The organism is Ruminococcus sp. D54t1_190329_F1, from assembly GCF_015551645.1.
Classification (GTDB): domain Bacteria; phylum Bacillota; class Clostridia; order Lachnospirales; family Lachnospiraceae; genus Blautia_A; species Blautia_A faecis.
Genome location: NZ_JADNDC010000002.1, coordinates 98,791 through 123,199, shown reverse-complemented (window position 1 = coordinate 123,199; position 24,409 = coordinate 98,791). Strand labels below are relative to the sequence as shown.

Genomic DNA, 24,409 nt, shown 5'->3' with positions numbered 1-24,409 from the left:
AATTTCTGTACATCGCGATGCGTGTTACTGGTCAGGTCGTGAACAATAACGCTTTTCTTTTTTAAGATAACGCACTATAGGTATGTCTGTCAATTAAAGTTTTGGAATGCTTCTGGCATTTCAGAGAGTAGAACAAATATTCGATTCTGCTGTACTTTTATAAAAAAGGATGCTATACTGAAAACAGTTAAAGCGTGTTTGATTTTATAAAAGAAAGGACTTATATGGATCATTTTGAATTACATTCCGAGTATAAACCAACCGGCGACCAGCCACAGGCTATTGAGAAACTGGTAAAGGGATTTAAAGAGGGAAATCAGTTTGAGACGCTGCTTGGTGTCACCGGCTCTGGTAAAACTTTTACTATGGCAAACGTTATTCAGGCGCTGAATAAGCCTACTCTGATCCTGGCCCATAATAAAACTCTGGCAGCACAGCTGTACGGTGAGTTTAAGGAATTCTTCCCTGAGAACGCAGTGGAATACTTTGTCTCCTATTACGATTATTACCAGCCCGAAGCATATGTGCCTTCTTCTGACACTTATATTGCCAAGGACTCTGCGATCAATGATGAAATTGACAAACTCCGTCTTTCTGCCACTGCCGCCATGTCAGAGCGAAAAGATGTTATTATCATCTCTTCCGTGTCCTGTATCTATGGATTGGGTTCTCCTCAGGAATTTCAGGACATGATGATTTCCCTGCGTCCTGGCATGACTAAGGATCGTGATGAGGTTATCCGGGAGCTGATCGACATTCAGTACACCCGAAATGAAATGGACTTCCACCGAAGTACCTTCCGCGTCCGTGGTGACACTCTGGAGATTTTTCCTGCTAACAGCTCAGATACTGCTGTCAGAGTTGAGTTTTTCGGAGATGAGATTGACCGTATCTCCGAGATTGATGTGCTTACCGGAGAGATCAAATGCCAGCTTGCGCACATCGGTATTTTCCCTGCTTCCCATTATGTAGTACCAGCGGAGCAGATTCAGAAAGCGGCCATTGCCATTGAAGAGGAATTAAAAGAACGGGTAGACTACTTTAAAAGCGAAGACAAGCTTCTGGAAGCCCAGCGTATCTCCGAGCGTACCAACTTTGATATTGAAATGATGAAAGAAACCGGCTTTTGCTCCGGTATTGAGAACTATTCCCGTCATCTTTCCGGACTGGAGCCAGGGCAGCCACCTTATACTCTGCTGGATTATTTCGGGGATGATTTTCTTCTTATTATTGATGAATCACACAAGACAGTCCCACAGGTTGGCGCTATGTACGCAGGCGACCAGAACCGTAAACAGACATTGGTAGATTATGGTTTCCGTCTGCCCTCTGCCAAGGATAACCGCCCTCTGAGTTTTGAAGAATTTGAGAATAAACTTGACCAGGTTTTGTTTGTATCTGCTACCCCGGGAGATTATGAATACGACCATGAGCTTCTCCGCGCAGAGCAGATCATCCGTCCTACCGGTCTTCTGGATCCGAAGGTGGAGGTGCGCCCTGTAGAAGGACAGATAGACGACCTGATTTCCGAAATAACGAAAGAAACCTCCAGGAAAAACAAAGTGCTGATCACAACTCTCACCAAGCGAATGGCCGAGGATCTTACACAGTATATGAAAGATGTGGGAATCCGTGTCCGTTATCTTCATTCGGATATTGATACCCTAGAGCGTGCAGAAATCATCCGCGACATGCGTCTGGATGTATTTGATGTGCTTGTAGGCATTAACCTTCTGCGAGAAGGACTTGATATTCCTGAGATTACTCTGGTTGCTATTCTGGATGCAGACAAGGAGGGCTTCCTTCGTTCTGAGACTTCCCTGATCCAGACCATTGGCCGTGCTGCCCGAAACAGCGAAGGACACGTTGTCATGTATGCAGACGTGATGACGGATTCCATGAGAAATGCCATTGAGGAAACCAACCGTCGTAGGGAAATCCAGGAAGCCTATAATAAGGAGCATGGAATTACTCCTACCACTATTAAGAAGGCAGTCCGTGATCTGATTGCAGTTTCCAAGGCAGTGGCTGAAACTGAAGTGAAGCTGAAGAAGGATCCGGAATCCATGAGCAAAAAAGAGCTGAAGAACCTGATCTCCCAGTTGGAAAAACAGATGCGCCAGGCTGCTGCAGACTTGAACTTCGAGCAGGCAGCAGAGTTGCGTGACAAAATGATCGAATTGAAGAAAAATCTTGCAGATGCGGAAAAGTAATCCTTCGATTTCTCCATGCATTTTGCCAGTCAGATTTGGCACAATTTATCAGCTTCACGATCTGATTAGAGCGTGTTTGAAAAGGATTTCTGCAAGATGTACGTCACAATTTACAGGATTCTGTGCCTGCAGCGGATCGCCTCCGGCCACATTTATATTTGCGCCGCAGTGCGATCCTGCCCGGCAGGGATTTCCGTTAACCTCGATTATTCAGCAATTAATTTTTATTTATCTTCACTGAAAAATTTCTAAAATGCCCTTCCGCATTTTCTGAGAACATTCCGATATAAGTTCCTGTAAAACTCATGTACATAGTTCCTTCTGTAGCCAGCCCTGCAGTAGCGCCGCTTCCCAGCTTCTCATAGTATTTTCCATCTTCGCTGTACCAGAAATCATATTCCAGAGGATTACCGATAATACGAAAATGAATATTTTCCCCAGAGGATACTACCTTCTCAGCTGTTCTTGCAAACATATCATGAATATGCCTGGAAAGACAAACCTTGTACTGTCCGTCCTCTCTGGTTAAGTAAATTTCATAATGATAAAACTGATTGTAGAATGTCCCCAGTCCCACTCTTTTATTTAAATCTTTAACGTTGCTGTCTTGGGAAACCAGACAGGAATCTGAAAAATTTTCTTTCAGACTCACCACAACATCTGCCTCAACATCAAATTCCTTCTGCCTGATTCCAACCCAGGTCGGAGTATCCATATCATTTAAAGTTACGCTTGTTCCCTTCAAAATAAGCCGTCCGGCAGCGGTATCCCGCACATAATTCTCCATATGCGGAGTTCGAACCCAGTTATAATGCAGGCTGAATTTCTCTTCCGAAAAATTATCTGTAAAATTCCGGCATATCGGCTGCACCTGATTACCTGGAAGTGGTCCCTCCATCTCCAAAGCTATTCTTCCATTATTTCCAACAACCGGCCAACCCTCTTCATTCCAGATTACAGGGCTTAAAAATGTCTCTCTTCCAAGATGGTGAAGTTTCAGACCTCGCTGTGGAGTACAAGAGGGACGGATTCCCAGACAAACCAGCCACCAGTTTCCATTCTGATCAACTTCCAGATCTGCATGTCCGGTACAGGCAATAGAACCATCTGGATTATCCCTGTGGCTGAGAATCGGATTATGGGGACACGCCTCATACGGTCCAAATGGAGAATCTGCTCTTTGCATGGTAACCATATGTCCATATTCTGTGCCTCCCTCTGCAAGAAGCAAATAATATTTTCCATTCAGCTTGTAAATATGTGATCCCTCCGGACAGATTCCGCCGCAGCCATGGCTGATACAAACACTTTCGGACAACTTTTCCCCTGTATATGGATTGATTTTGCACATAAAAATTCCATCTCTGTCATCTTCATCTCTGGAAGTAGAGGCGAAGTAAACATCTTCGCCATCAAACAACAAAGTAGGATCAATCCCTCCCTGATCAATCCATACCGGCTTTGACCATTCCCCGTAAATATCGCTGGTATGTACAATCAAATGTCCCTTATGTGACACATTGGTAGTGGTCATAAAAAACTCACCGTTATGGTAACAGAGCATCGGCGCATAAATTCCGCCTGACGGCCGAACACCGTCCAGATAAAGCTGCTCTTTATCTCTCAGACAGTAATTGATCAGTTCCCAGTTCACAAGATTCTTACTGTGGTAAACCGGCACTCCGGGATAGAATTCAAAAGTTGAATTTACAAGATAAAAATCATCCCCGACTCTGCAAATCGACGGATCTGGATTGTAACCAGAAATAATGGGATTTTTGTATTTTTGTATTCTGATATCTGGCATATTTTTCCTCCTGACCTGCAAACCGACAAATGCGGTTCTCTTCATAAGATATCTATAGATTACTATGATTCAGAAGGAATAACAACCCTAAAAACTTTTGCTGTATTACAGGAAAAGTTGTATAAACGGCACTGCAAATATGGGAAAATGTGGGTATGCTCCGAACATTTTGGGGATAACCTCTTGAAAACCGGAATTCTATATGTTATACTGATGCCCGTTGAAAAGCCCAGAAAAATAAGGTCTTAAGCGGCTTTTCCGCCGATTCCCGGCGTAGGCCATATACCTTCCGGTATATGCCTCCGCGGCATTCGTCAAATGTCCATGCAAGCATGGCCGCTTGACTCATTGCAGCGCGAAAATGAATCGAGTGTTCGTGACCTTCCACTCGTAAAACAAAACTTCTTATTAAATATATTTATCAGCTTTTATCATAGTTCATACAGTCCCAGAAAGCCTGTTTTTCTGGGACTTTCTTTTTATCTTCATTTGCCAAGTGTTATGCCATTGTGGGTACGAAAGTGGGTACGCTAAAACTACAAAAGAGCAGCGTTTTCAGCTGCCCTCTATCAAAACATGCTTATGATCTTTTGCATTTCTTCTGCCTTAGTATCTGGTAACACATGACTGTATAAATCCATTGTCATTGCCAGGGAGCTGTGTCCCAGGATCGTTTTTAAAACCTGCGGCTGCATTCCGGCTTCTATAGCTCTGGTGGCAAATGTATGCCGAAATACATGTGAAGTTATCCGGGGAAAATCATGCCCTGCTGCCCGGATCCGTTTAATTGTTCGGTCAATCTCTGCTTGCACACGCTCCCGGCTCAATGGCTTTCCCTCTTCATTGCAGAATAAATATCTGTCCAGACGTTCCACCTTAAAGCCCCAGTACCCTTTCTGGTTCTCCAGAAGTGCCAATATATCCTCTGTTAATGGAATATCCCTTGTAGATGTTCTCGTTTTCGGAGTATCTTCCAGGTATCCCTGACCTTCAATATACTTCAATGTCCGTTGTACATGAATCACATTTTCCTTTTTATCAATATCCGTATACTTCAAGCCTTTCAACTCTCCGGATCTCATACCGGTACGAAGCATAACTGCAAAGAAATTGTATAAATAGCTCTCCTTGGCATATTCCATGAACAGCGCCTGTTGCTCTTTCGTCATGGCCTGTCTTTCCTTCCGCTCTTTCTGCCTTGGAAGCTCTGCCAGTTTAACCGGATTGCGCTCTATCAGCCCATTTTTCAATGCCTGCTGAAAACATCCATTTAAAACTGCCGCTACTACCTTGATACTGGAAAGCGCCCATTCTTCTTTAACGAGATCATTGTACAAACTCTGGATATGCTCTCCACGAATGTCCACAATATTTTTCTTTCCCAGGCGCTTACTGATCGCACCCTTATAGTATTTCTGGTAACTGTTATATGTACTGTTCTTCACGCGATTTTTCTTGTATTGCACCATCCAGGTCTTATTCCATTCGTCCAGAGTGATTTTCTCTTTCTCAACAAAAAGACCATGATCCAGCTTATACTTCAGCTCACGCATTTTCTTTTTGGTTTCTGTAATGGTATCCGCGTATACAGAATAGCTCCTATATTCAACCTTAACACGGCCCTCATAGCGTCCATTTGCTCTCTGACGAATACCAGGCGGTAATTGCTTGCCTTTTTTATCTACTGCCACAAAATCACCCCCTAACAAAATATTGATCTCTTGCCTGGTGATCTGGTAACTCACCAGGGTATTGCTCCACGTTCTCTAAGTATTTTTTATCCCACTGTCGTTCCCGATCAGACTGTTGGCGCAGCATTTCAGGAATCGGCAGCAGTACCGCACCGGCTCCAGGATTCTATTTCCAGGAGTTGCGCCGGCGCAATTTGCTGAAAATATGTATCAACTTCGGTTTTCGTGAAAGTATTGCACTTTTGCAGATATTATTGTAAAATTTATCCAATGAGAGAAGTGATACCTGACCCCCACTTTTGGGTTGGGCCATCATTTCTCTTTTTTTTGCAAAACGGATATCACATTTTTATTTCATTTCAAGCAGCTGCGGTCTTTTCTCATCCGCCAGGGAAAACACCTTCTGCAGAAAAGTTTCTACCTGCGGATGCCGCACAGCTGACAACATCATCAATTTTAACTGCAGATAATCTTCCGGAGTTGCCTTAGACAATTCAAGAATAAACTCTGCTGCCAGGTGGGTAATCTGCGTTGTCATTGCTCCTGCCCTCCTGACGCTTCCTTAATTGCTTCCGGAACCTTCTTTACTTCCTTTTCCCATAATTCGTTAAAGGCTTTGCCTTTCTCTATGGCGCATTCAGCTTCAGTCAAATTGTTATCCATATCAAACAGAATTTTTTTAATACTTTTTAAATTCTCCAATGGTCTTACCCTCTTTTTCTCTTGATTTCGAAGACCAGATTCCTGTATAATGACAGAGATCTGGTTAATTCGTGGTTGCCGGGTTACTCGCCCCTGTCAGTGTTGGTAGCGCTGACAAGGGCACTTTTTTATAATTCTTTTCCATCATGTGTGATCTGAAATAAAATGGTACACATCACACCAGAAAAGAAAATTAATACTGCTTCTGTTGCTGTGAACATCTCTCAAACTCCTTTCTTTTAGCATGCTCTGCATCCACCAAGGGACGAAGTAAAGCAAGTTCTTGATCAATCTGCTTCATTTCAATCTCATATTCTGGTTTCCAGTCATTACCGCTATGACAAATAATAAAAGATTTTCTGCTTACCAGCTGAATGTATTTCAAAACCTCTTCTGCTGTCATATCGGTTGTACCTGGGATTCCCCGAAAAAGCTCGCCTTATAGGTAGCACCATCTCCCCTGCTCCCCCAGATCAGGCAGCAGTTAAATAATGCCTTGGATCCATGAAGAACCTCATAGCCTAATTGCTTCCATCCGGTGTAGGTGTTGATTTCTTCTGTAATACCTGCAGCAGCCTTGCTCTGTTCAATACGCTTGGTATTGACTTTCTCGGCCTTGGCGGATAACCATGCTCTGTGAAGGGCTTCAGCAAAACTGATACCCTTTGTCTTGCGGTAAACCTTCCAGGCTTTCAACATGATTTTTGATAAATTATATCTCATGTATGCATCTCCTTTCTCTTCTAGGAATCCCGATCAGCTCCGGCAGGTCTTAAACCAATCTCGGCAACTTTTGTTCCTTTGCTTACCCTTGCCCGGTATTATGTTGGTGTCTCCGGTGTACTTCCGCTACTTCGTTTTCACCCTTCGCTGTTGTACTGTTCCCTTGAACTGATTATAGTATAACCCGTTTTGGGTTACTTGTCAACCATTTTGTAATATATTTTGTATTATTTTTCATCTTTTTAGATTGACTTATAACCTTATTTTTATTATACTTTAGTAAAAAGGAGGTGCAATATGTCCATACATTACAAAGATAATGAACAAATCGTTATTGAGATAAAAAAGCTCATGCTTGAAAAACAAATATCACAAAGGGAAATTGCTGAACAGTTAAACATAAAGCCCCAAGGACTTACCAAACTACTAAACAAGAAAAACTTTGGATTCGAAGATGCTCAAAAAGTCCTCTCTGCAATGGGCTATGATTTAGTTATTGACTTCCAACAAGCAACACCACCACAACCATAACACTTACTTGAAACTTATTAATGTTTTCCAAGAAAGGATGTGTTACTATGCCATTACCACAACGAGAAGATTACACTATCGAAGATATTTATGCTTTACCAGAAGGAACCAGGGCAGAACTGATTGACGGTCAGATCTACTACATGGCACCACCTACCAGAAAACACCAAGATATCGTTGGCGCACTGTATCGGAAGATTGCAGATTACATTGATTCCAAGAGAGGTTCCTGCAAAATCTATGTCTCTCCATTTGCCGTATTTCTAAGCGAGAATGATAAAAACTATGTAGAGCCGGATATCTCCGTGATCTGTGACCCAAACAAGCTCAACGATAAGGGCTGTACTGGTGCCCCGGACTGGATCGTTGAAATTGTCTCCCCCGGCAGCAGGCGAATGGATTATTTCACCAAGCTATTCAAATACCGGACCGCAGGTGTTCGTGAATATTGGATTGTGGATCCACTCAAGAACTTTGTCATTGTCTACAACTTCGATACCAGCGATTCCGAACAATACACCTTTGCTGACACGATCAAAGTAGGTATTTATGAAGACCTGTATATTGATTTCAATCAACTCAATTTTTAAAATAGTGGATTTCCATTTCAGGATTCTATCCCCTAGCCGTTTGTTGCCAATATAACAAGCGGCTTTTTTCTGCTCTTTTTGTCTTACCCTAAATTCTACCCTCACATGGTTTTCATCCGTTTTTGCCCCGGTTTTATGCTTTCACACCAATGATTTCCCACCTATCACGCTGTACACTGCAGATATTTCATGGATTCCAGCCGGTGTTTGCAGTCCAGGTAAATATCCTTGTAGCCCCGTCCTGCTGCCATACCGGTTCTCAAAGTATGCGCAATCAGATGCTCCACCAGGGACAAATCATCCAGCTGAGATCCGGCCGCAGTTCCCTTATCTGTGATCCCCACAATCTTATATGCAAGCCTGGTACAGTTGCTGTAATAATGATCTGCATGAATACTTCCCTGCGCTCTGGCATACTCCACAAATTCCTTGATAGCATCTGTTTCTGTCCTCCTGGTCATCCTCTCTTCCTGATCAGAGATCCTGTAGGCAGCAGTCCCCTTTTCCCGGATAAGTTTTTCCATCTGGTTAAATGCTTTTATATACTGCAATTTCCATGCAAGGGCATCTTTACCAGTAAATCCCATTACCAGCAGGGAAAAACCGTCCCGATTCATCAGATACATTCTATGATACTGTCCATCATCTGCCTTTCTTTTGCTGGCAATAAACATCTTTGAGGGTTCCTCAAAATTGAGGAGCGATTTCTGCAAATTATCAATAGCACGTAGCACATTATCATGTCGCATTTCAAATTTCTCCGCCACCTGTAGACTATCACATACCGCTTCATCATTTTTCAAATAAACAAGTTCGTTCATTCATTTTCTCCCTTCTGCACTGCTGAGTTTTCAGCAATAGAATCGCCGCTTAATTTTGAGCAATATTGCACCGGTACTCTGTTGACAATGGATTCCACCATTTGTTCCTTCTGATCAGATGCCTCTGAGCGGTGAACGCAATTTTGCGTTGAGCTGCTTCTTCTTAGTTCCACCCCAAGGAAAAATTGCCAGCGCCTTTCTTATTCTGCCAAACTATTTTATTGGCAAACTTATTTTTTGAGCTCAATCCAATTTTGGCTTCTCCTAACTGCGCCGGTTCCTCCTATAAGATAAATATGTCTCATCACGTCTACGGAGATCTCATAATCCGCAACCGGTCTACCTCCTGTACTTTCGCTCATTTTTGAGCAAAAGTCTTTTTCTGCTTCAAAACCATATTCTGCCATTCTAGGAAACCAGTCTACAAATTCGATAACAAATCGTTATTAAGTTTGTCATCCTCATTACCATGTATTGTAATTGCTCTGCAGATACAAGCTTACGGGACAATACAAGGCTGTAAAGACCAGATTCATTGATAAGCCAACAACCGCGCTTTCCTAAACTCGACGCTGTTTTGTCGCTAAGTTTATCAGCGTCCAACTGGATAGAATAAGGCTGCAAAGCCTCGATTCATTGATAAATATCCCCCCTCGTTTTCGACCGGATATAACGATTTGTTCGGTCAAAAGGGGCTCCACAGTACGGATACCCATTTCAGATAACCACTGTTTTACATTTCCTACATTTGCTATTTCTAATGCCCTGCAAACATCTGATAAGCAAAATATTCTTTGCTTCTGCCTTCTTGGTCCTTCCCTTTTTCAAAGGATAAAAACTCTTCCAGCCGTTCATTGCAGATCTCCAGTCTTGGTCTTTCGCTGTACTGCTTTCTTACCTGCAGCTCCACGACCTGTGTATCATCCCGGTATGCCACCTCATTAAGGGCATCCAGAACAGCTTTTACGATGTTGTCAATATCCGGTTTCTTTGCCGGAAGGAGTTCCCCGTTTAACATAGCCGTCCTTCTTACCTTGGAACAGCTCTTGGGGACCTCATAAAAAGCCTGGATCCGCACTTTGATATATGCTTCATTGAGAAAACGCTGCTCCCCGGCAGCTTCAGTAACTACTGCGTTAAAAACTGGAGTTTTCTTGAGTATTCCCGGAATAACCTCCGCAAAACCTTAACATTTCTTAACATCCCGAAATCGCAGCGTTGCATTTGTCTTTTGCAACGCTGCAATGCAATTTCTTCCCGAACGTTCGTTTTTCTTTTCCGAACGCTCGCTTTTTTATGGAGCGTTCCAGCCAGTATTTACGGAACATTCCGCCCTTTACATGCCACAGATTCGTTGGTTTTATAAGGTATTCGTGTTTGTTTTTAAGCAGCCTGATTCGTGTTGTTTCGTCGTTTTAAAACCCATGGACATTACAGCAAAAACCTGAGAAAACTTGACATTCTACGCGCGTATAGGAAAGATTCGTTTCGTTTTGGAATTTCCATCCTACCATTCTTCCAGGGCAATCCTTTCCGTACTGCTTGTCCAAGTCCGATTGAAGTGCTCTGCACCATTACCACGAAGAGCTTGATTGTATACATAATCATCCCAGATAAAGGGTTTGAGTTCATTGCTCATGGAAGGTTTCCGCAGTTCTCTAAGTCCCTTGCTCTGCCATTGCCTGACTGCTTCTACTGTGGTCCCTACCCTTGCAGCAGTTTCTTTCAGTGTCAGATCTTCCTGGAATCTTGCCCTGAGAACTTCCGGAGCTATTCCCGGCAAATCATCCACAATAGTCCAAATAACCGTTTTTAACTGTTCAGCCTGTATTTTATCCAGGATTTCATTTTCGGAGCAATCTGGACACGCTACGACGTCACACAGAGTACTTTCTTCGTTTTCTCCTACTGGTACATCAAGACTCCCCATTTTATCCAAGACTGCTGCCCGCTTCAGTTCTTCCAGCTTCTCATATCCGACATCCAGATAATAGCAGAGTTCCTGATCAGTCGGTCTCCGGTTAAGCTCCGCATACATGGCAGCAGTGAATTGCTTGTATTTCGTCAACTTCCCCCGGAAATGTCTTGGCAATCTCACAATTTTTCCGCAATCTTCTATGTAGCCATGTATACTCTGCCGGATCCAGAAAGAAGCATAGTGCAGAAAAGAAACACCGTTTTCTGGATCATACCCATTTACTGCATTGCACATTCCAAAATATCCCTGCTGGATCAAATCCTCAATTTCCTCATAAGCTGCATATTTCTTTGCAATAGATCTGATAAATCCTTGGTTCTGCTGCCAGAGCTGCAGCATATTATCAGCAACGTTCTCACCGGCTTTGATTCTCAACACAAGCTGCTTATTGCTCATCTTCTGGCTTGACACAAGGCAACACCCCCTTTACAATAACTGCATACAATCCGGTTGCCTGCTGCCTTGTGCAGTGGGCTATTTTGCTTTTTCCAGATATGCCCTGGCACTTTTCAGTGCTCCCAGGGTATTATCAGCTCTGTTCTCCAAGGTTCTGATAAACTGCCTTACCTCTCTTTCATTCTCTGGCAGATAGTAACCGCCCGGAGGAATGGACGTAGAAAGAATAACAGCACCTTCCCAGCGTTCTTTCTCTACCTGTTTCTGCAATGCCCTGACTGTTCCAAGGTTCAACCTCTTTGCCAGATATTCCGGTGAAAGAGCATTGCGCTGACCTGTTTTCAAAACTTCTTCTACCATTGTTCTCCTTTCTCACTAGTACTCCGAGGTTGAAACAGCTCCGCAAATAGTAAAGACATCTCTTTCCGGAGCTTCCGTTACACAGCGAGAAAGCTTTTTCAAAGAACCACTGATAGATTCTAAATGATGATCAATATTCTTCAGCTGTTCCTCTATCGCTTCCATACTTCCCTTTTCATAATCTGGCAGCAGACCATAGCCGTTTTCTTTGGTGATAACTTCCACATTTCTGTCTCCATAATGCTCTTTCATAACATTCACAGCCATACTTGACAAGTCATATATGTGGCTCAGCTTTTCATATCCCCCACTTTCTGGCTTTCCAACCAGAACACGCATTTCTCCGCTATAATCCTCATCCTCTTCAAACAGTGCAAGAATAAGGTTTCCAACCTCTGCTGCCGAATCCATTGTCTTAATCCATATTTGCTGTTCTTTCATCAGACCGCTCCTTTTGCTCTAAGTCCCATGCTTTTTTCATCAACTGTACTTCACTACATTTCAACTTTTCAATTTCACTCTTGACATTTTCTACTGTATCAATCAGATCGTAAAATTCACCGCCACCCGGATCCACTCTCAACATCTTAGCTTCAGCCGATTTTATAAGATAAACATTCCGATCAATATCACGCCTGGTTTTATTTAGCTGTTCTCTTAAAGCTTTAATATCCAATGTCATGCTACCTTTTCCTCGCTTATACTTTCTTTCACTTAATCTTCTGTTTAAATTCTGCAAATATCTGTCCTCTTCTGGGGTAATTCTTGTATCATCAGAGGTTAAAACCACTCCTTCTCTTGTTAAAATGACAAAAGCATTACAATATTTGAAATAATCTTTCATTTTCCACTACCTGATTTTGCCTGTGTAAAAAAACACATGCTACCATGCTACAACGCTACCTATCGCTCCCTATATTACTCAGTAGCATTAGTAGCATTGGTATTATTAGTATTATTAGTATCATCAGTAGCATTAAATTTCCACCTTCTTGTTTTTGAATTTCCGGGCACTGCATTTATCCCATCAATCCCCTGAAATAAATCATCAAACTCTCTAATAAATTTTCCTATTTTTCGTACATCTTCATTAATCTCCCAAGATAAATATTTACTAGCTGTTTTTATATCATCTGCAGTACCTTCCCAATATCCATTCCCTTGCTGCACCAATTTCTGGATAGTTTCTCTAATAGGATTCTGAGCAAACCAGGCTATTCTTCTCTGTTTATTTACATCTTCCTCTGTGCCAACATACTCCCACTGAAATGTACATTTATTAAAACGTATCTTCAGCTTCTGACTTTCCATATCACGTCCTGTAACATTCAAAGTACCCTCATCAGAATACCGATCTTCTTTCGTGATAATCCACGCACAGTCTAATGCTCCCATAACTCCAACAGATCCTGACAATTCATTAAAAACATCCCCTGGATCTTTCATCTTTCTTGTGTGATGAATGAGTAGTAATGCAATTTCATGACTATCTGCAATTCTTTTCAAAACCTTAAAATCGTCATAATCTCGATCATACCCCGATTGGTTTCTTTTAGCAGGTTGTCGAATCATCTGGAATACATCTACAATAATAAGTTTGATATCTGGATGCTGATTTAACTGATGTTCAATCTGTTCTGTAAATCCTTCATTGATCTTGCTTACTTCATCTTCTGCAGTCAATATGTAAAAATTCTCAGGCCAGTCACCGTTTGGGATAATTTGTTTTAACCGGCTCTTTGGTCTACGCTTTGTACTTTCCAGATCCAGATACAGACAGGCGTATTTGTTACACTGAAAACTTAAGAACTTTTCACCTGTACATACAGCCAGGCACAGTCCCAGAGCCATATAACTCTTAAAATACTTACTAGGTGCACCAATCATTGAAACGCCAACTGGAAGAAGCCTATCCACAATCCACACAATTTGTGGTATTTCCATCTTTTTTAATTCACTTGCACTCACTGCTACAGGATACTTAACTTCTTTCAATGGTCTGGTTTTTCCCTTATCCAGGACTGCATTACTTTTCTTGTCTGCCTCCAGAGCTGGATCCGGGCCAAGCTCTGCCAGTTCCCTTTCTACTCTGTCAAGCTCCGCAAGAGCAGCTTCTTTTTCTGTTCCAGAAGCCGTCTTCTTTTTTCCTTCCACGCTTCATGCTCACCTCTCTTTCTTTCTGATCTTACCCATTCGCTCAGCTCTTTTTGTCCTGGGCGGAAATACTCGCAATATTCCAGATCTAATTGCTCATATTCCTCTGGCAGCAGGTTATTTCTGAGAATATTAAATATATTCACATTTGCCCGAATGATTAGGTTTCTCATCCGCTCATAAAGTTCTGATCCCCACCGATACTCTTTTGCAGCTTTCACAACCGCGTTTACTTCTTCTTGTACTGTCATTTCGCGATACCATTTTTAGTTTGCCAGGCTGTCCATGTAAGCATCTACTTTTGAAAAATTGATCAGATAACATTTACCAATCTTAATTTCTGCACCGGCTTCACCTGCTACCTTACGCATGGTATTCCGTCCTAATCCGTACCTTGCACACGCTTGTTCAATCTTTCCAGTTTTAATTTCTGGCATCTCTTTTCTCGCTTCTCTCATGTTGTCCTCTCCTTTTATCGTTGATATTTATTAATTTATATTGATATTATGAACTGTAATATATATTTTGTCAATACAGGTTTTTATTGTTAATTTCTATTGATTTTTTACATGTACAGTGATAATATGTAATAAACAAAGATAACGTTAAAATAATTTTATGGAGGCTCAATATTATGACGAAAAAAATAAATTTTATTCCCGAGCGTTTAAGAGAATTGAGAAAAAGAGATGGTTCTACCCAAAAAGAATTTGGAGAAAAGGTAGGATGTACAATGGCTTCAATTTCAGCCTACGAGAATGGTTCCAAAGTGCCACCAACACCGACGCTTATAAAAATGGCAGAAACATGTGATTGTTCTATTGACTGGCTCTTTGGCTTAAGAGATGATTCTACTGCAGGAAATGAAGAACCTGCAGCAAAAACCTATTCAGATTATATAAAAAGATTATTTGCGTTAGATGATGGCTCAGTTTCTTTGTGGTTTGATGCTTGTAACGAAACCGATCCCTGCACAGAAACAGCTCGCCTTGCAATTTTATTTACAGATTCTGTTTTAAATACGTTTTTAACAGCTTGGAAAAAGACTCGTGCTCTCTATCTGGATGGAACCATTGACAGTACAATATACCAGGCATGGAAAGAAAAAATCCTGCGCGATTTTAACAATCCTATATTAAAAGATGATAATTCATGGGAAGACTTTTTTAGTGCATATCGAGATCTGCACCGAAATGAATTATGTAGCCAATATGACGCGGTAGTTAGTTCCCTAAGTCTTATCCAACCTTTTGAATAATTAAATGCCAATTATCCTCTCCAATTGGCAGCATTAAAGCAACTTTTTGATTATTAAAATTCCATTGTGGGTAAATTGTGGGTACGACCACATTTCCCCTTGCATTTCTCTCCTAAATATGCTATACTCATGCCCGTTGAAAAGCCCAGAAAAATAAGGTCTTAAGCGGCTTTTCCGCCGATTCCCGGCGCAAAATGAATCGAGTGTTCGTGACCTTCCACTCGTAAAACAAAACTAAAGGAGACAAATGAATATGAAAAACAAGAGTACCCTGTTTCTGGTGCAGGCAGCGCTAATTGCGGCTGTCTATGTTGTACTGACACTGGTGTTTGCACCGTTTAGTTATGGAGAGATTCAGGTTCGAATTTCCGAAGCCCTGACCATTCTTCCATTCTTCACACCAGCTGCCATTCCTGGTCTTTTTGTAGGCTGTATCCTTGCCAACCTGCTTGGCGGTGCAATTCCTCTGGATATTGCATTCGGAAGTATCGCTACCCTCATCGGAGCTGTATTTACCTACAAACTTCGTAACAGCAACAAATGGCTGGCACCAGTTCCACCAATCGTAGCCAATGCAGTTCTGGTTCCATTCGTACTTCGTTACGGCTATTCCGTCAATCTTCCGATTCCACTTATGATGCTTACGGTAGGTGCCGGAGAGATCATTTCCTGCGGAATCTTTGGAATGGTACTTCTCACTGCACTTTCCAAGTACAAGAATACACTGTTTGGCAAACAGGCTGCTGCTAAATAATTTTTTTAATTTGCAAACCCGGGTAAGAGGTTTTTATGATCCTCCTTACCCGGATTTTTTTCTCTATTTTTTCTTTTTTCCAAAAAAGTCTCTCATTTTCATCAATTTCATCATATATTTTATTGCGAATCCTCCCTGCATACTATATAATTAATTGATTAATCTTTTATCAAATTAAAGAGGGCAAGAGGTAAAGAAACAAATGAAAAATTTATGGAACAAATGGACCGGGATTGCACTGGTAAAACGAATCGTCGTCGGTCTGATTCTTGGTGCCATCCTTGGAGTTGCAGCCCCCGGTGCAACCAGCATTGCCATCCTTGGTGATGTATTTGTAGGTGCCCTGAAAGCTATCGCACCCCTTCTGGTATTCTTTCTGGTTCTCAGTTCACTGTGCAACGCAGGAAAATCCCATGGCGGCGTTATCAAAACAGTAGTTGCCCTTTACATGTTCAGCACTGTACTGGCAGCTGTGATCGCCGTTTTCGCCAGCATGATTTTCCCTGTACACCTGACACTTACCAATGCAGCCGCAGACGCCAGTGCCCCACAGGGTATTGTGGAGGTCCTCAGCAACCTTCTTCTGAATATTGTTGCCAACCCGGTATCTTCCCTGGTGAATGCAAACTATGTAGGTATCCTTACCTGGGCCATCCTTCTTGGTCTTGCCCTTCGTACAGCAAATAACACCACAAAAAAAGTCCTTGCTGACATTGCAGACGGAATATCCCTGGTGGTCAGCTGGATCATCAACCTGGCACCCTTCGGAATCTTCGGTCTGGTATTTAACACCGTATCCACCAATGGATTAGACATTTTCAATACCTATGGAAGACTACTGTTGCTGTTGGTAGGCAGCATGCTTTTCATCTACTTTGTAACAAACCCGCTTCTGGTTTACTGGTGTATCCGAAAGAATCCATATCCGCTGATTCTGCACTGCCTGAAAAAAAGTGCCATCACCGCATTCTTCACCAGAAGTTCTGCTGCCAATATTCCAGTAAATATGAAAGCCTGTGAGGAGATGGGGCTCGACCGTGACACCTATTCCGTAACCATTCCTCTTGGTGCAACCATCAACATGGACGGAGCTGCTATCACCATCACCGTTATGACAATGGCAACTGCTTTTACCCTTGGAATCCACGTTGATATCCCAACAGCTATCATCCTCAGCCTTCTTGCAGCCCTTTCTGCATGTGGTGCTTCCGGTGTTGCCGGCGGATCCCTCCTTCTGATTCCTATGGCCTGCTCCCTTTTCGGAATTTCTGACAACATTTCCATGCAGGTTGTAGCCGTAGGCTTTATTATCGGAGTTATCCAGGACTCAGTTGAGACAGCCCTTAACTCCTCTTCTGACCTGCTTCTCTCTGCTTCTGCAGAGTTCAGACAGTGGCGTCTGGAAGGAAAAGAGATTAAATTCTAACACCCAATAATGCTCTGGAAAATATGAGAAAATACTTTGCTTTTTTCTCCTTTTCCAGAGCGTGTTTGAAAAAGGCTCTCTGCAAAATGTGCATCACAATTTGTGGGAGATTTCTCTCAGCTTCTTCAATATCCTTTTCTCCATCCTGGAAATCTGAACCTGGGACATTCCCATTTTTTTTGCAACCTCTGTCTGTGTCATATCCTGAAAATACCGAAATACAATCAGTCTTTTCTCTTCTCCTTCCAATTTTTCCAGAATTTCCTCCAGAAAAATCCGGTTCAAAAGCTTTTCATGGCGATCCTCTTTTTCCGGAAGCCTGTCCACAAGCTGCAAATCCGTTCCATCTCCCTGATACACAGTCTTGTAAATAGAATCCACCTCTGCAGCCGATTCCAGCGTCATCGCCAATTCTTCCATCGGCATATTCATAGCATCTGAAAGTTCTCTTAGATCCGGCTCACGGCCTAACTTTTTCTCCAGTTCCTCCCTCATTTTACAGATCTTATATTGATTCTCTTTTATGGAGCGGCTCACCTTCAGAATTCCATCATCCCTAAGAAACCGCTTAATCTCTCCAATGATCATTGGTACTGCATAAGTAGAAAACTTCACATCAAATTCAGGATTGAAATGATCTACAGCCTTCAAAAGCCCGATGCTTCCAATTTGAAAAAGGTCCTCCATTTCCACCCCTCTCCCCAGAAAACGCCTGGCAACACTATGCACCAGTCCCATATTTTCCGAAAACAAAGTATCTCTTGCCTCTTTATCTCCCTGGTGAATGCGCCCAATGAGAGCAAGAGTGTGATCCATGCTTCCTCCTGATCAATTACCGATTTTTTTGCTCATATGCACACAGGTTCCTTTTCCAACCTGTGAGGTGACTTTAACCTCATCCATAAATGCTTCCATAAAAGTAAACCCCATTCCTGACCTGTCCTGATCAGCGCGGGTCGTATATAAGGGCTCCATTGCTTTTTCCACATCTGCAATCCCTATGCCATCATCCTCAATATCCAGATAAATTGTTCTCTCTTTTCTGACACACTTCATCCGTATCTTATGTACCTCGCCTTGATAGCCATGAATGATACAGTTGGTTACAGCCTCTGACACAGCCGTTTTCAAATCTGCTACTTCCTCCAGTGTGGGGTTCAGCTGGGTGCAAAATGCCGCAGCAGTTACCCTTGCCAACCCTTCATTCTCCGGACGGCTGTCAAAAATAATGGTCATTTCGTTGGAATTTCCCATCAGACTCCCCTCCCTTCCAGCTGCATCTCATTTTCTGTTCTTTCCAGTTCCAGAAATTTACTCACACCTGAAAGCCGCAGCAATTTTTCAATATATCCGCTTACATGGCAGGCCTTCATGCAGCCAGAACGCATCCCCAGAGCCCGGTATCTCCCCATGATCAAACCTACGCCCGAACTGTCCATAAAAACAGTATTTCCAAAGTCAAAACAAATGGTTCTGATATATATTTTTCCCATAATCCTGTCTGATTCTCTCCGGATCAGCTCAGAAGCCGGATGATCCAGTTCCTCAGGCAGTTTAATATTCAGACAGGTTCCCGTAGTTTCAAAAACAGGTTTCATAAATAAAATCCCCCTTTTTTACTCTATTTTGACCCTCTGCACAGAAAAAAGAAAAAGAGATGTGCAGGTCTATCCCGCACATCCCCGGTTCAGAGGTTTCTCATTATTGTAATTCAGAAATTTTTATTCATAATACTGAAAATCACCATTTTCATCATAATATCCGTTTTCGTCGCTGTAATCAGAATATCCGGATTCATCATACCCACTGTCACCAGATGCATCATTGTAAGAACTGTCATAACCAGAGGAATCCGTTTCAGAGCCTTCTGTTGTATTGTCAGTTCCATCATTGCTTTCGGAATCAGAGGAATCTTCGCTGCCCTCAGACTTACTGTCTTCCGTGATTCCAGACACACCAGTAGCTGAACAGATGGTATTATAAATTCCCATTACATCATCTCCCAGCTGATCTTCATAAACCTTCTGGATTTCCAACGCAGCTGCATCATACTCATTCTGTGTATAAGCTGCATACGCATTCAGAAGTGCCTGATAACTGGTGCTCTTCTTCTGCTCGGCATCAAGCTGCTGGGTGATTTCCTCTGCCACATCTCCGGATTCCTTCGCCTCACCCTGGGCTTTGGAAAGCTCCGCACCCTGGCTGACCAGAGACTCGCTGTACTTTACAATCTGTTGATTGGCTTCTCTGTAAATCCCCTGCTTGATAGCCGGAACTGCCAGAAACCAAAATGCAGCCGCACCTGCTGCCACACCCGCCATAAGTGTCACAAACAGTGAAATTCTGGAATTTTCCCTGTAAACTGCCGGCTGTACCACAGTACTTCTGGAAATCTCATCCGAACCTTCTGTCTTGCCCTTGGCACCAAAAAGTCCTTTTTTCTGTTTCTCAAGTCTGGTCGTTACACCGGTTCTCTCATCTACTTCACGAAGAAAACGTAATGTAGTTGTATTGGTCTTGTCAATACGAGCCGCCTTTTTTAAGGTTCTTCTTGCCTTGCCCCAGTCATGATTCTTCATATAGATCAGCGCCAGCAGATGATAACCTTTGATCAGCTTGGTATTCTGGTTCAGAATTTTGCGAAGCTGAATGGCAGCCATATCCTCATGGCCTTCCCTGCAAAGAGCCAGGGCATTATTATATTTTCTTATTGTCTCATTAATAGCATCCAGTTTATTCGAATTCGCCTGAAGACGATTAATATATTCATTCGCAATATTCCGGGTAGGCTGCAGATTCTTACTGATCACCCACTCGCTAAGAGCAGCAACCACCTCTCCCATTTCAAAATACACAAGACCCAGAAGATTTCTCGCCTGGATATTTCTCTTGTTAAAGGTAAGGCTCTGCTTCAGACAGTTAACGGCTCCTGAAAGGTCCCGGATACTGGCCTTCTCCAAGCCCTGATTGTAATAAAGTTTGGATAGATACTCCACCTTTTTCTGGATCAGGACGTTGCACCCGCAATGAGGACAGTAATCCAGATCCTTATCAGCCAGGAACGCGCCGCAATTCATACAGTTCATTAAGTATCTCCTATTCTATTTCATCCTGCGTCCGCTTTTGGACTCCCTGAGCATTTCCTGAAGAATGTCCAGAATATCCGTCAGCTCTCTATCGTAAATAGCCTCTTCTGCGTCTGTCACATCCAGACAGGGCTCAAATTTCTTCAGTTCCTCTTCGTAATCGATCATAAAATTCCTCCACAGACTCCTGAAAAATCAACCAGAAATCCCATGTTTTCTTTTTTCTGCAGACAATTTACTTTTTCAACAAGAGTGTCTTAATCTCTCCCACCAGGTAAAGAGAACCCACGCAGAACAACATTCCGTCCTCTCCTTTGGCCTCGTGCGCCATATGAAAAGCTTCTTCAATATTATCAGAGTTTCCAACATCCTTACAGCCTTCTTTGCAAAAGATCTCTGCCAGCTCCGCAGACGGCACCTCACGGTATCCCCCAACCTCTGTGGTCACAACTTTACGGAATTTTATCCTGCTGCAAATTGTATGGATCATATCCTGGTAATCCTTATCATTCACAGCAGAAAATAAAAGTGTCAGCGGATACTCCTTCTGAAACCGCTCTGCAGTCTCCACAAACCTGCGCACGCCATCCTCATTATGTGCACCATCCACGATCACGCCCGGCAAAATGGTCTCCATTCTGCCCTGCCATCTGGTATTTGCAATTCCTGCCTGCAGCTGTTCCATGGTCACCGGAATCCTGTCTTTCAGCACTTCCATAGTTGTAAGCGCCAGAGATGCGTTCATCACCTGATACCATGCAATAAAAGGAATATGGAACCTGATATCCCCATAATAATCGTCCTCCAGGGAAAAATCAATGCCGTCTTTATTATTTCCCAGTACCTTTGCTCCAGCCTGAATTACTTTATAAGCCGGACTTCCAAGCTCCTTTGCCTTCGCAGCGATCACTTCTGCCGCATCCTTGTCATTTCCATCATAGATTACAGGAACTCCCGGAACAATGATTCCAGCCTTCTCCCCTGCAATCTCTCTTACCGTATTTCCCAAAAACTGCATATGATCCAGACTGATAGATGTGATCACGCAAGCCACAGGATTCTCTACCGCTGTAGTCGCATCCAGTCTTCCGCCAAGCCCGGTTTCCAAAGTCACATAGTCCACCCCTGCCTCTGCAAAGATCACCATTCCCATAAGAAACAGCATCTCAAAATAAGTAGGATGGTAACTACCTTCAGCCACAAGCTCGTCCGCCAGCACTTTCACTCTCTCAAAAGCTTTCAAAAAGGTGTCATCATCAATATTCACCTCATTGATCTGAAACCGCTCGTTGATCTTCACCAGATGGGGAGACGTAAACAGACCGCAGGAATACCCTGCCTCCCTGAGAATAGATGTGAGAAACGCACAGGTACTCCCCTTTCCATTCGTTCCCGCAACATGTATCACCTTAAACTTCTCCTGTGGATTCCCCAGTCTCCTCAAACATTCCTTCGTATGCTCCAGACTGTTCTTTTTGGTAAACTTCGGAGTCTCCTCAATATAAGCAACCGCTTCCTCGTAATTCATAATCTAAACCACCATTTATCTATCGTATTTCGTCCGTAACTTCTCATGCTCATAGTAAGCCTGGCAGAATACTGCCTTCTGAATCGTTACATTACTCTACCATTATATAATAGTCACACCAGAAGTCCACCCCTAATCGTAACTTTTTATCCGACAAACCTCGCACAGAAGAAATCAGAGAGGTTCCGAAAAAATCTCATACGGCAGAATTTGGGGTTAAAAAAGGAGAGGACACAGTCTGAGCTCCAGCGGAGCAAATTTGTCCTCTCCTTTCTTCGGTTTCAGCAAAATTCTGATGTTTTTAATTTTTTTTGGCCGCACACCGCGCTCAGAGCAGACCTGATGAGACCAGGTGCCCAGCCGGGAAACGTTCCTATCGGGAATTCACCTTCCACTGACTATCATACAATGCATAAACCGCTCTGTCAAAGCTCTTACTAAGAGCCTTCCTCGTCGAACTGTTACTTCTCTGTACAACTGCCAGTCTGTCAAAATCCGACAGCTCCGTACCCGAGATCACCAGCATGTTCGGACTTACATATGCCGTATCATACCACTCTCCATTCAGCTTCACCTGACTGGACGGGGTGAAATTCGTGCCTTGGATATAATAAGTCCAATCTGTATCCGACACTAACCGAATGGAATCTAAGGTCACATCATAAAGTCCCATCCGCATCTTTGTTCTCTCAAAAGGATTTTCTCCTCCATAAGCATATCGCTGACCGTACAGCACATCATACTGCAGTGTCTCCAGATCGACCTGATAATTCTTGGTATTTCTTCTTGCCTGATGATATTTCATGATCGTACCCTCATGAATACCAACTCTGTCCAGAACCTCTGCTGCGATCTGATAAGAAGCCAGATTCTCATCCTTCTTGGTAAGTCCCATATTATCCCAGATTACATACTCCGTCTGGAAAAGATACTTATTTTTCAGATCCTCCACAGTCAGTCCCATAGTCGGCAGATGATCCCCATACATAACCAGGATCACATCCTCCGGATAGTCCGCCAAAGCATCTGTTAACTCTTTCACAAACTGATCCATCTCATGAATCTGATTCACATAGTACTCCCATTTACAATTCAGCTCATCCGTAGGAGAACCGGAAACTGTAATAGAAGGATTGTCCAGAATGGGCTCGCTTGGATAATCACCATGTCCCTGCACGGAAATGGTATACACATAATCCGGACTGTCAGTAGAATCCAGACACTTAATGATCTCATCCGTCAACACACTGTCTTTTACCCATCCAAGAGGATTCTGCAGGTTCTCATCTGCCATATACTCTTCAGAAGTAAAGGTGTCAAATCCCAGATTGGGGAAAACAGACCTTCTTCCATAGAAGTTGGCTTCATTATTATGTACCGCATGTGTAGAATACCCCAGATTTTTCAGAACATAGGGCACACTTTCGCAGGTAGTCTCCTTAAGAATACTCTTGTAAGGATATTCACCTGGTCCAAAATAGTGAAGACTCATACCTGTAATGGTCTCAAATTCCGTATTTGCCGTACCGGCTCCAACAGAAGGAACCTTGTAATATCCGGAAGAATACTCTTTCATCAGCTTCCTGAAGTTCGGGATTGGATCTTCAGAAATATCCAGGTAATTTACCAGTGTCGGGTCAAAGAAAGACTCTAGCTGAAGGAACAGAATATTCGGTCTCTTTCCATCCTCCTTGGTCTTTGGAAGATTGGACTCTGTCTTCTCAATCCGGTTAATCTCATCCTCAGAATAATCCCTCGGCTCACTGATGCCTGTATTAAAAATAGTAGTCGCCAGACAATAAGGATAACCATAATCCTCATAAGCAAACGCAATATTGCCAAAATAATTAGACAAAACCCTTTTTTCAAGAGCCAGCTGTGTCACGCCTCCAAAAGCCACAAAACCAGCAATTACCAGCGGAATCACATACCGGTACTTAATCTTCTGCTCACACTTCGGTCCCTTGACCAGTAGGATCAAAAGCCCCAGCACCACAATTCCGATCAAAATACATCCGATCACCACACCATAAAACGGCAGATATTTCTGCATGATCGCAATACCATCCGTCAGCATATGCAGATCCGGTCCGGTAAATGGTGTAACACGGTTCATCAGAAGAATACAGTTTACGATTCCCAGAAACAGCCAGAAAACGGAAACCACAACTCTCCAAAAGCACCGCCTGTGAAACAGATAAACGATCAGCATTGTAGTAAAAATAAACATCGTATTATAAGCAAATACCAACGGTTTTCCCGTCATATAATCCCAGGCCTCCACTACAGAATGGCGGCACAGTGCCTCTATAAGGAAATAGAGCACTGCGCACCAGAGTGCCTGGAGAATCAGGGAAATCTTATTGCAAAATTTGCTCAGCTTCATGCAAA

Annotated in this window: 29 protein-coding genes; 6 read left to right on the top strand and 23 right to left on the bottom strand. The window is 42.8% G+C overall.

Annotated features, from left to right (window positions below; translation table 11 throughout):
- Window positions 1-224: 224 nt before the first annotated feature.
- Window positions 225-2,213 (top strand): excinuclease ABC subunit UvrB, encoded by a 1,989-nt coding sequence (uvrB, locus tag I2D69_RS01430; RefSeq protein ID WP_173735237.1) that lies wholly within the window; start codon window positions 225-227, stop codon window positions 2,211-2,213.
- A 217-nt stretch (window positions 2,214-2,430) separates the two neighbouring features.
- On the opposite strand, the gene I2D69_RS01425 is transcribed toward uvrB, so the two are convergent.
- The 6 genes from I2D69_RS01425 to I2D69_RS01400 form a co-directional block, all read right to left on the bottom strand.
- Window positions 2,431-4,020: a glycoside hydrolase family 43 protein gene (locus tag I2D69_RS01425; protein ID WP_195379277.1), complete on the bottom strand. Its 1,590-nt coding sequence runs from the start codon at window positions 4,018-4,020 to the stop codon at window positions 2,431-2,433.
- Window positions 4,021-4,589: 569 nt separating this feature from the next.
- Window positions 4,590-5,765: a site-specific integrase gene (locus I2D69_RS01420; RefSeq protein WP_227198724.1), complete on the bottom strand. Its 1,176-nt coding sequence runs from the start codon at window positions 5,763-5,765 to the stop codon at window positions 4,590-4,592.
- A 295-nt stretch (window positions 5,766-6,060) separates the two neighbouring features.
- Entirely contained in the window at window positions 6,061-6,249 is a 189-nt protein-coding gene (locus tag I2D69_RS01415) for a hypothetical protein (RefSeq protein WP_148461276.1), read from the bottom strand.
- Entirely contained in the window at window positions 6,246-6,413 is a 168-nt protein-coding gene (locus I2D69_RS01410; protein ID WP_178090563.1) for a hypothetical protein, read from the bottom strand. Before I2D69_RS01410 ends, I2D69_RS01415 begins: the two co-directional genes overlap by 4 nt.
- A 193-nt stretch (window positions 6,414-6,606) precedes the next feature.
- Window positions 6,607-6,816, bottom strand: coding sequence for a hypothetical protein (locus tag I2D69_RS01405; protein WP_195379276.1), 210 nt, complete (start codon window positions 6,814-6,816; stop codon window positions 6,607-6,609).
- Window positions 6,813-7,136, bottom strand: a complete 324-nt coding sequence (locus tag I2D69_RS01400) for a hypothetical protein (protein ID WP_148461274.1) — start codon at window positions 7,134-7,136, stop codon at window positions 6,813-6,815. Before I2D69_RS01400 ends, I2D69_RS01405 begins: the two co-directional genes overlap by 4 nt.
- A gap of 297 nt (window positions 7,137-7,433) precedes the next feature.
- On the opposite strand from I2D69_RS01400, the gene I2D69_RS01395 reads away from it, so the two are divergent.
- Together I2D69_RS01395 and I2D69_RS01390 are read left to right on the top strand one after the other, a co-directional pair.
- Entirely contained in the window at window positions 7,434-7,667 is a 234-nt protein-coding gene (locus I2D69_RS01395) for a helix-turn-helix transcriptional regulator (RefSeq protein ID WP_148461273.1), read from the top strand.
- 47 nt (window positions 7,668-7,714) lie between these two features.
- Window positions 7,715-8,257: a Uma2 family endonuclease gene (locus I2D69_RS01390; protein ID WP_148461272.1), complete on the top strand. Its 543-nt coding sequence runs from the start codon at window positions 7,715-7,717 to the stop codon at window positions 8,255-8,257.
- 164 nt (window positions 8,258-8,421) lie between these two features.
- Here I2D69_RS01390 and I2D69_RS01385 read toward each other — a convergent pair whose 3' ends face one another.
- The 10 genes from I2D69_RS01385 to I2D69_RS01340 form a co-directional block, all read right to left on the bottom strand.
- A complete protein-coding gene (locus I2D69_RS01385) occupies window positions 8,422-9,078 on the bottom strand; it encodes a Rha family transcriptional regulator (RefSeq protein WP_148461271.1) in 657 nt (218 codons plus the stop codon).
- Window positions 9,079-9,308: 230 nt separating this feature from the next.
- On the bottom strand, window positions 9,309-9,512 hold the full coding sequence (locus tag I2D69_RS01380; RefSeq protein WP_227198736.1) for an antA/AntB antirepressor family protein: 204 nt from the start codon (window positions 9,510-9,512) through the stop codon (window positions 9,309-9,311).
- Window positions 9,513-9,835: 323 nt separating this feature from the next.
- Window positions 9,836-10,240, bottom strand: a complete 405-nt coding sequence (locus I2D69_RS01375) for a RusA family crossover junction endodeoxyribonuclease (protein WP_227198737.1) — start codon at window positions 10,238-10,240, stop codon at window positions 9,836-9,838.
- Between the two features lie 345 nt (window positions 10,241-10,585).
- The gene (locus tag I2D69_RS01370; protein WP_148461268.1) at window positions 10,586-11,467 is read right to left on the bottom strand and encodes a sigma-70 family RNA polymerase sigma factor; all 882 of its coding nucleotides are present in this window, start codon (window positions 11,465-11,467) and stop codon (window positions 10,586-10,588) included.
- Between the two features lie 63 nt (window positions 11,468-11,530).
- The gene (locus I2D69_RS01365) at window positions 11,531-11,812 is read right to left on the bottom strand and encodes a hypothetical protein (protein WP_195379275.1); all 282 of its coding nucleotides are present in this window, start codon (window positions 11,810-11,812) and stop codon (window positions 11,531-11,533) included.
- A 15-nt stretch (window positions 11,813-11,827) separates the two neighbouring features.
- Entirely contained in the window at window positions 11,828-12,253 is a 426-nt protein-coding gene (locus I2D69_RS01360) for a hypothetical protein (protein ID WP_148461266.1), read from the bottom strand.
- A complete protein-coding gene (locus tag I2D69_RS01355; RefSeq protein ID WP_148461265.1) occupies window positions 12,228-12,656 on the bottom strand; it encodes a hypothetical protein in 429 nt (142 codons plus the stop codon). Before I2D69_RS01355 ends, I2D69_RS01360 begins: the two co-directional genes overlap by 26 nt.
- 74 nt (window positions 12,657-12,730) lie before the next feature.
- Window positions 12,731-13,807 carry an AAA family ATPase gene (locus I2D69_RS01350; protein WP_195982653.1) on the bottom strand — a complete coding sequence of 359 codons (1,077 nt, stop codon included), beginning with the start codon at window positions 13,805-13,807 and terminating at the stop codon, window positions 12,731-12,733.
- A gap of 89 nt (window positions 13,808-13,896) precedes the next feature.
- On the bottom strand, window positions 13,897-14,217 hold the full coding sequence (locus tag I2D69_RS01345) for a hypothetical protein (protein WP_148461263.1): 321 nt from the start codon (window positions 14,215-14,217) through the stop codon (window positions 13,897-13,899).
- A gap of 15 nt (window positions 14,218-14,232) precedes the next feature.
- A complete protein-coding gene (locus I2D69_RS01340; protein ID WP_148461262.1) occupies window positions 14,233-14,424 on the bottom strand; it encodes a DUF6462 family protein in 192 nt (63 codons plus the stop codon).
- A gap of 176 nt (window positions 14,425-14,600) precedes the next feature.
- Here I2D69_RS01340 and I2D69_RS01335 point away from each other — a divergent pair, with 176 nt between their 5' ends.
- From I2D69_RS01335 to sstT, 3 genes are all read left to right on the top strand, one after another.
- Window positions 14,601-15,224, top strand: coding sequence for a helix-turn-helix transcriptional regulator (locus I2D69_RS01335; protein ID WP_148461261.1), 624 nt, complete (start codon window positions 14,601-14,603; stop codon window positions 15,222-15,224).
- Window positions 15,225-15,477: 253 nt separating this feature from the next.
- Complete coding sequence (locus I2D69_RS01330) at window positions 15,478-15,978, top strand: QueT transporter family protein (protein ID WP_148461260.1); 501 nt, start codon at window positions 15,478-15,480, stop codon at window positions 15,976-15,978.
- Window positions 15,979-16,180: 202 nt separating this feature from the next.
- A complete protein-coding gene (gene sstT / locus I2D69_RS01325) occupies window positions 16,181-17,404 on the top strand; it encodes a serine/threonine transporter SstT (RefSeq protein ID WP_148461259.1) in 1,224 nt (407 codons plus the stop codon).
- Window positions 17,405-17,497: 93 nt separating this feature from the next.
- On the opposite strand, the gene I2D69_RS01320 is transcribed toward sstT, so the two are convergent.
- From I2D69_RS01320 to I2D69_RS01290, 7 genes are all read right to left on the bottom strand, one after another.
- The gene (locus I2D69_RS01320; protein ID WP_148461258.1) at window positions 17,498-18,220 is read right to left on the bottom strand and encodes a SigF/SigG family RNA polymerase sporulation sigma factor; all 723 of its coding nucleotides are present in this window, start codon (window positions 18,218-18,220) and stop codon (window positions 17,498-17,500) included.
- Between the two features lie 12 nt (window positions 18,221-18,232).
- Window positions 18,233-18,658, bottom strand: a complete 426-nt coding sequence (spoIIAB, locus tag I2D69_RS01315) for an anti-sigma F factor (protein ID WP_148461257.1) — start codon at window positions 18,656-18,658, stop codon at window positions 18,233-18,235.
- Complete coding sequence (locus tag I2D69_RS01310; RefSeq protein WP_148461256.1) at window positions 18,658-19,002, bottom strand: STAS domain-containing protein; 345 nt, start codon at window positions 19,000-19,002, stop codon at window positions 18,658-18,660. The genes spoIIAB and I2D69_RS01310 overlap by 1 nt, the downstream gene beginning before the upstream one ends.
- 123 nt (window positions 19,003-19,125) lie before the next feature.
- On the bottom strand, window positions 19,126-20,490 hold the full coding sequence (locus tag I2D69_RS01305; protein WP_118583241.1) for a hypothetical protein: 1,365 nt from the start codon (window positions 20,488-20,490) through the stop codon (window positions 19,126-19,128).
- A gap of 15 nt (window positions 20,491-20,505) precedes the next feature.
- Window positions 20,506-20,658 carry a hypothetical protein gene (locus I2D69_RS01300; protein ID WP_021925740.1) on the bottom strand — a complete coding sequence of 51 codons (153 nt, stop codon included), beginning with the start codon at window positions 20,656-20,658 and terminating at the stop codon, window positions 20,506-20,508.
- Between the two features lie 67 nt (window positions 20,659-20,725).
- The gene (locus tag I2D69_RS01295; RefSeq protein WP_178090561.1) at window positions 20,726-22,018 is read right to left on the bottom strand and encodes a folylpolyglutamate synthase/dihydrofolate synthase family protein; all 1,293 of its coding nucleotides are present in this window, start codon (window positions 22,016-22,018) and stop codon (window positions 20,726-20,728) included.
- A 373-nt stretch (window positions 22,019-22,391) separates the two neighbouring features.
- On the bottom strand, window positions 22,392-24,404 hold the full coding sequence (locus tag I2D69_RS01290; RefSeq protein WP_148461254.1) for an LTA synthase family protein: 2,013 nt from the start codon (window positions 24,402-24,404) through the stop codon (window positions 22,392-22,394).
- Window positions 24,405-24,409 lie beyond the last annotated feature (5 nt).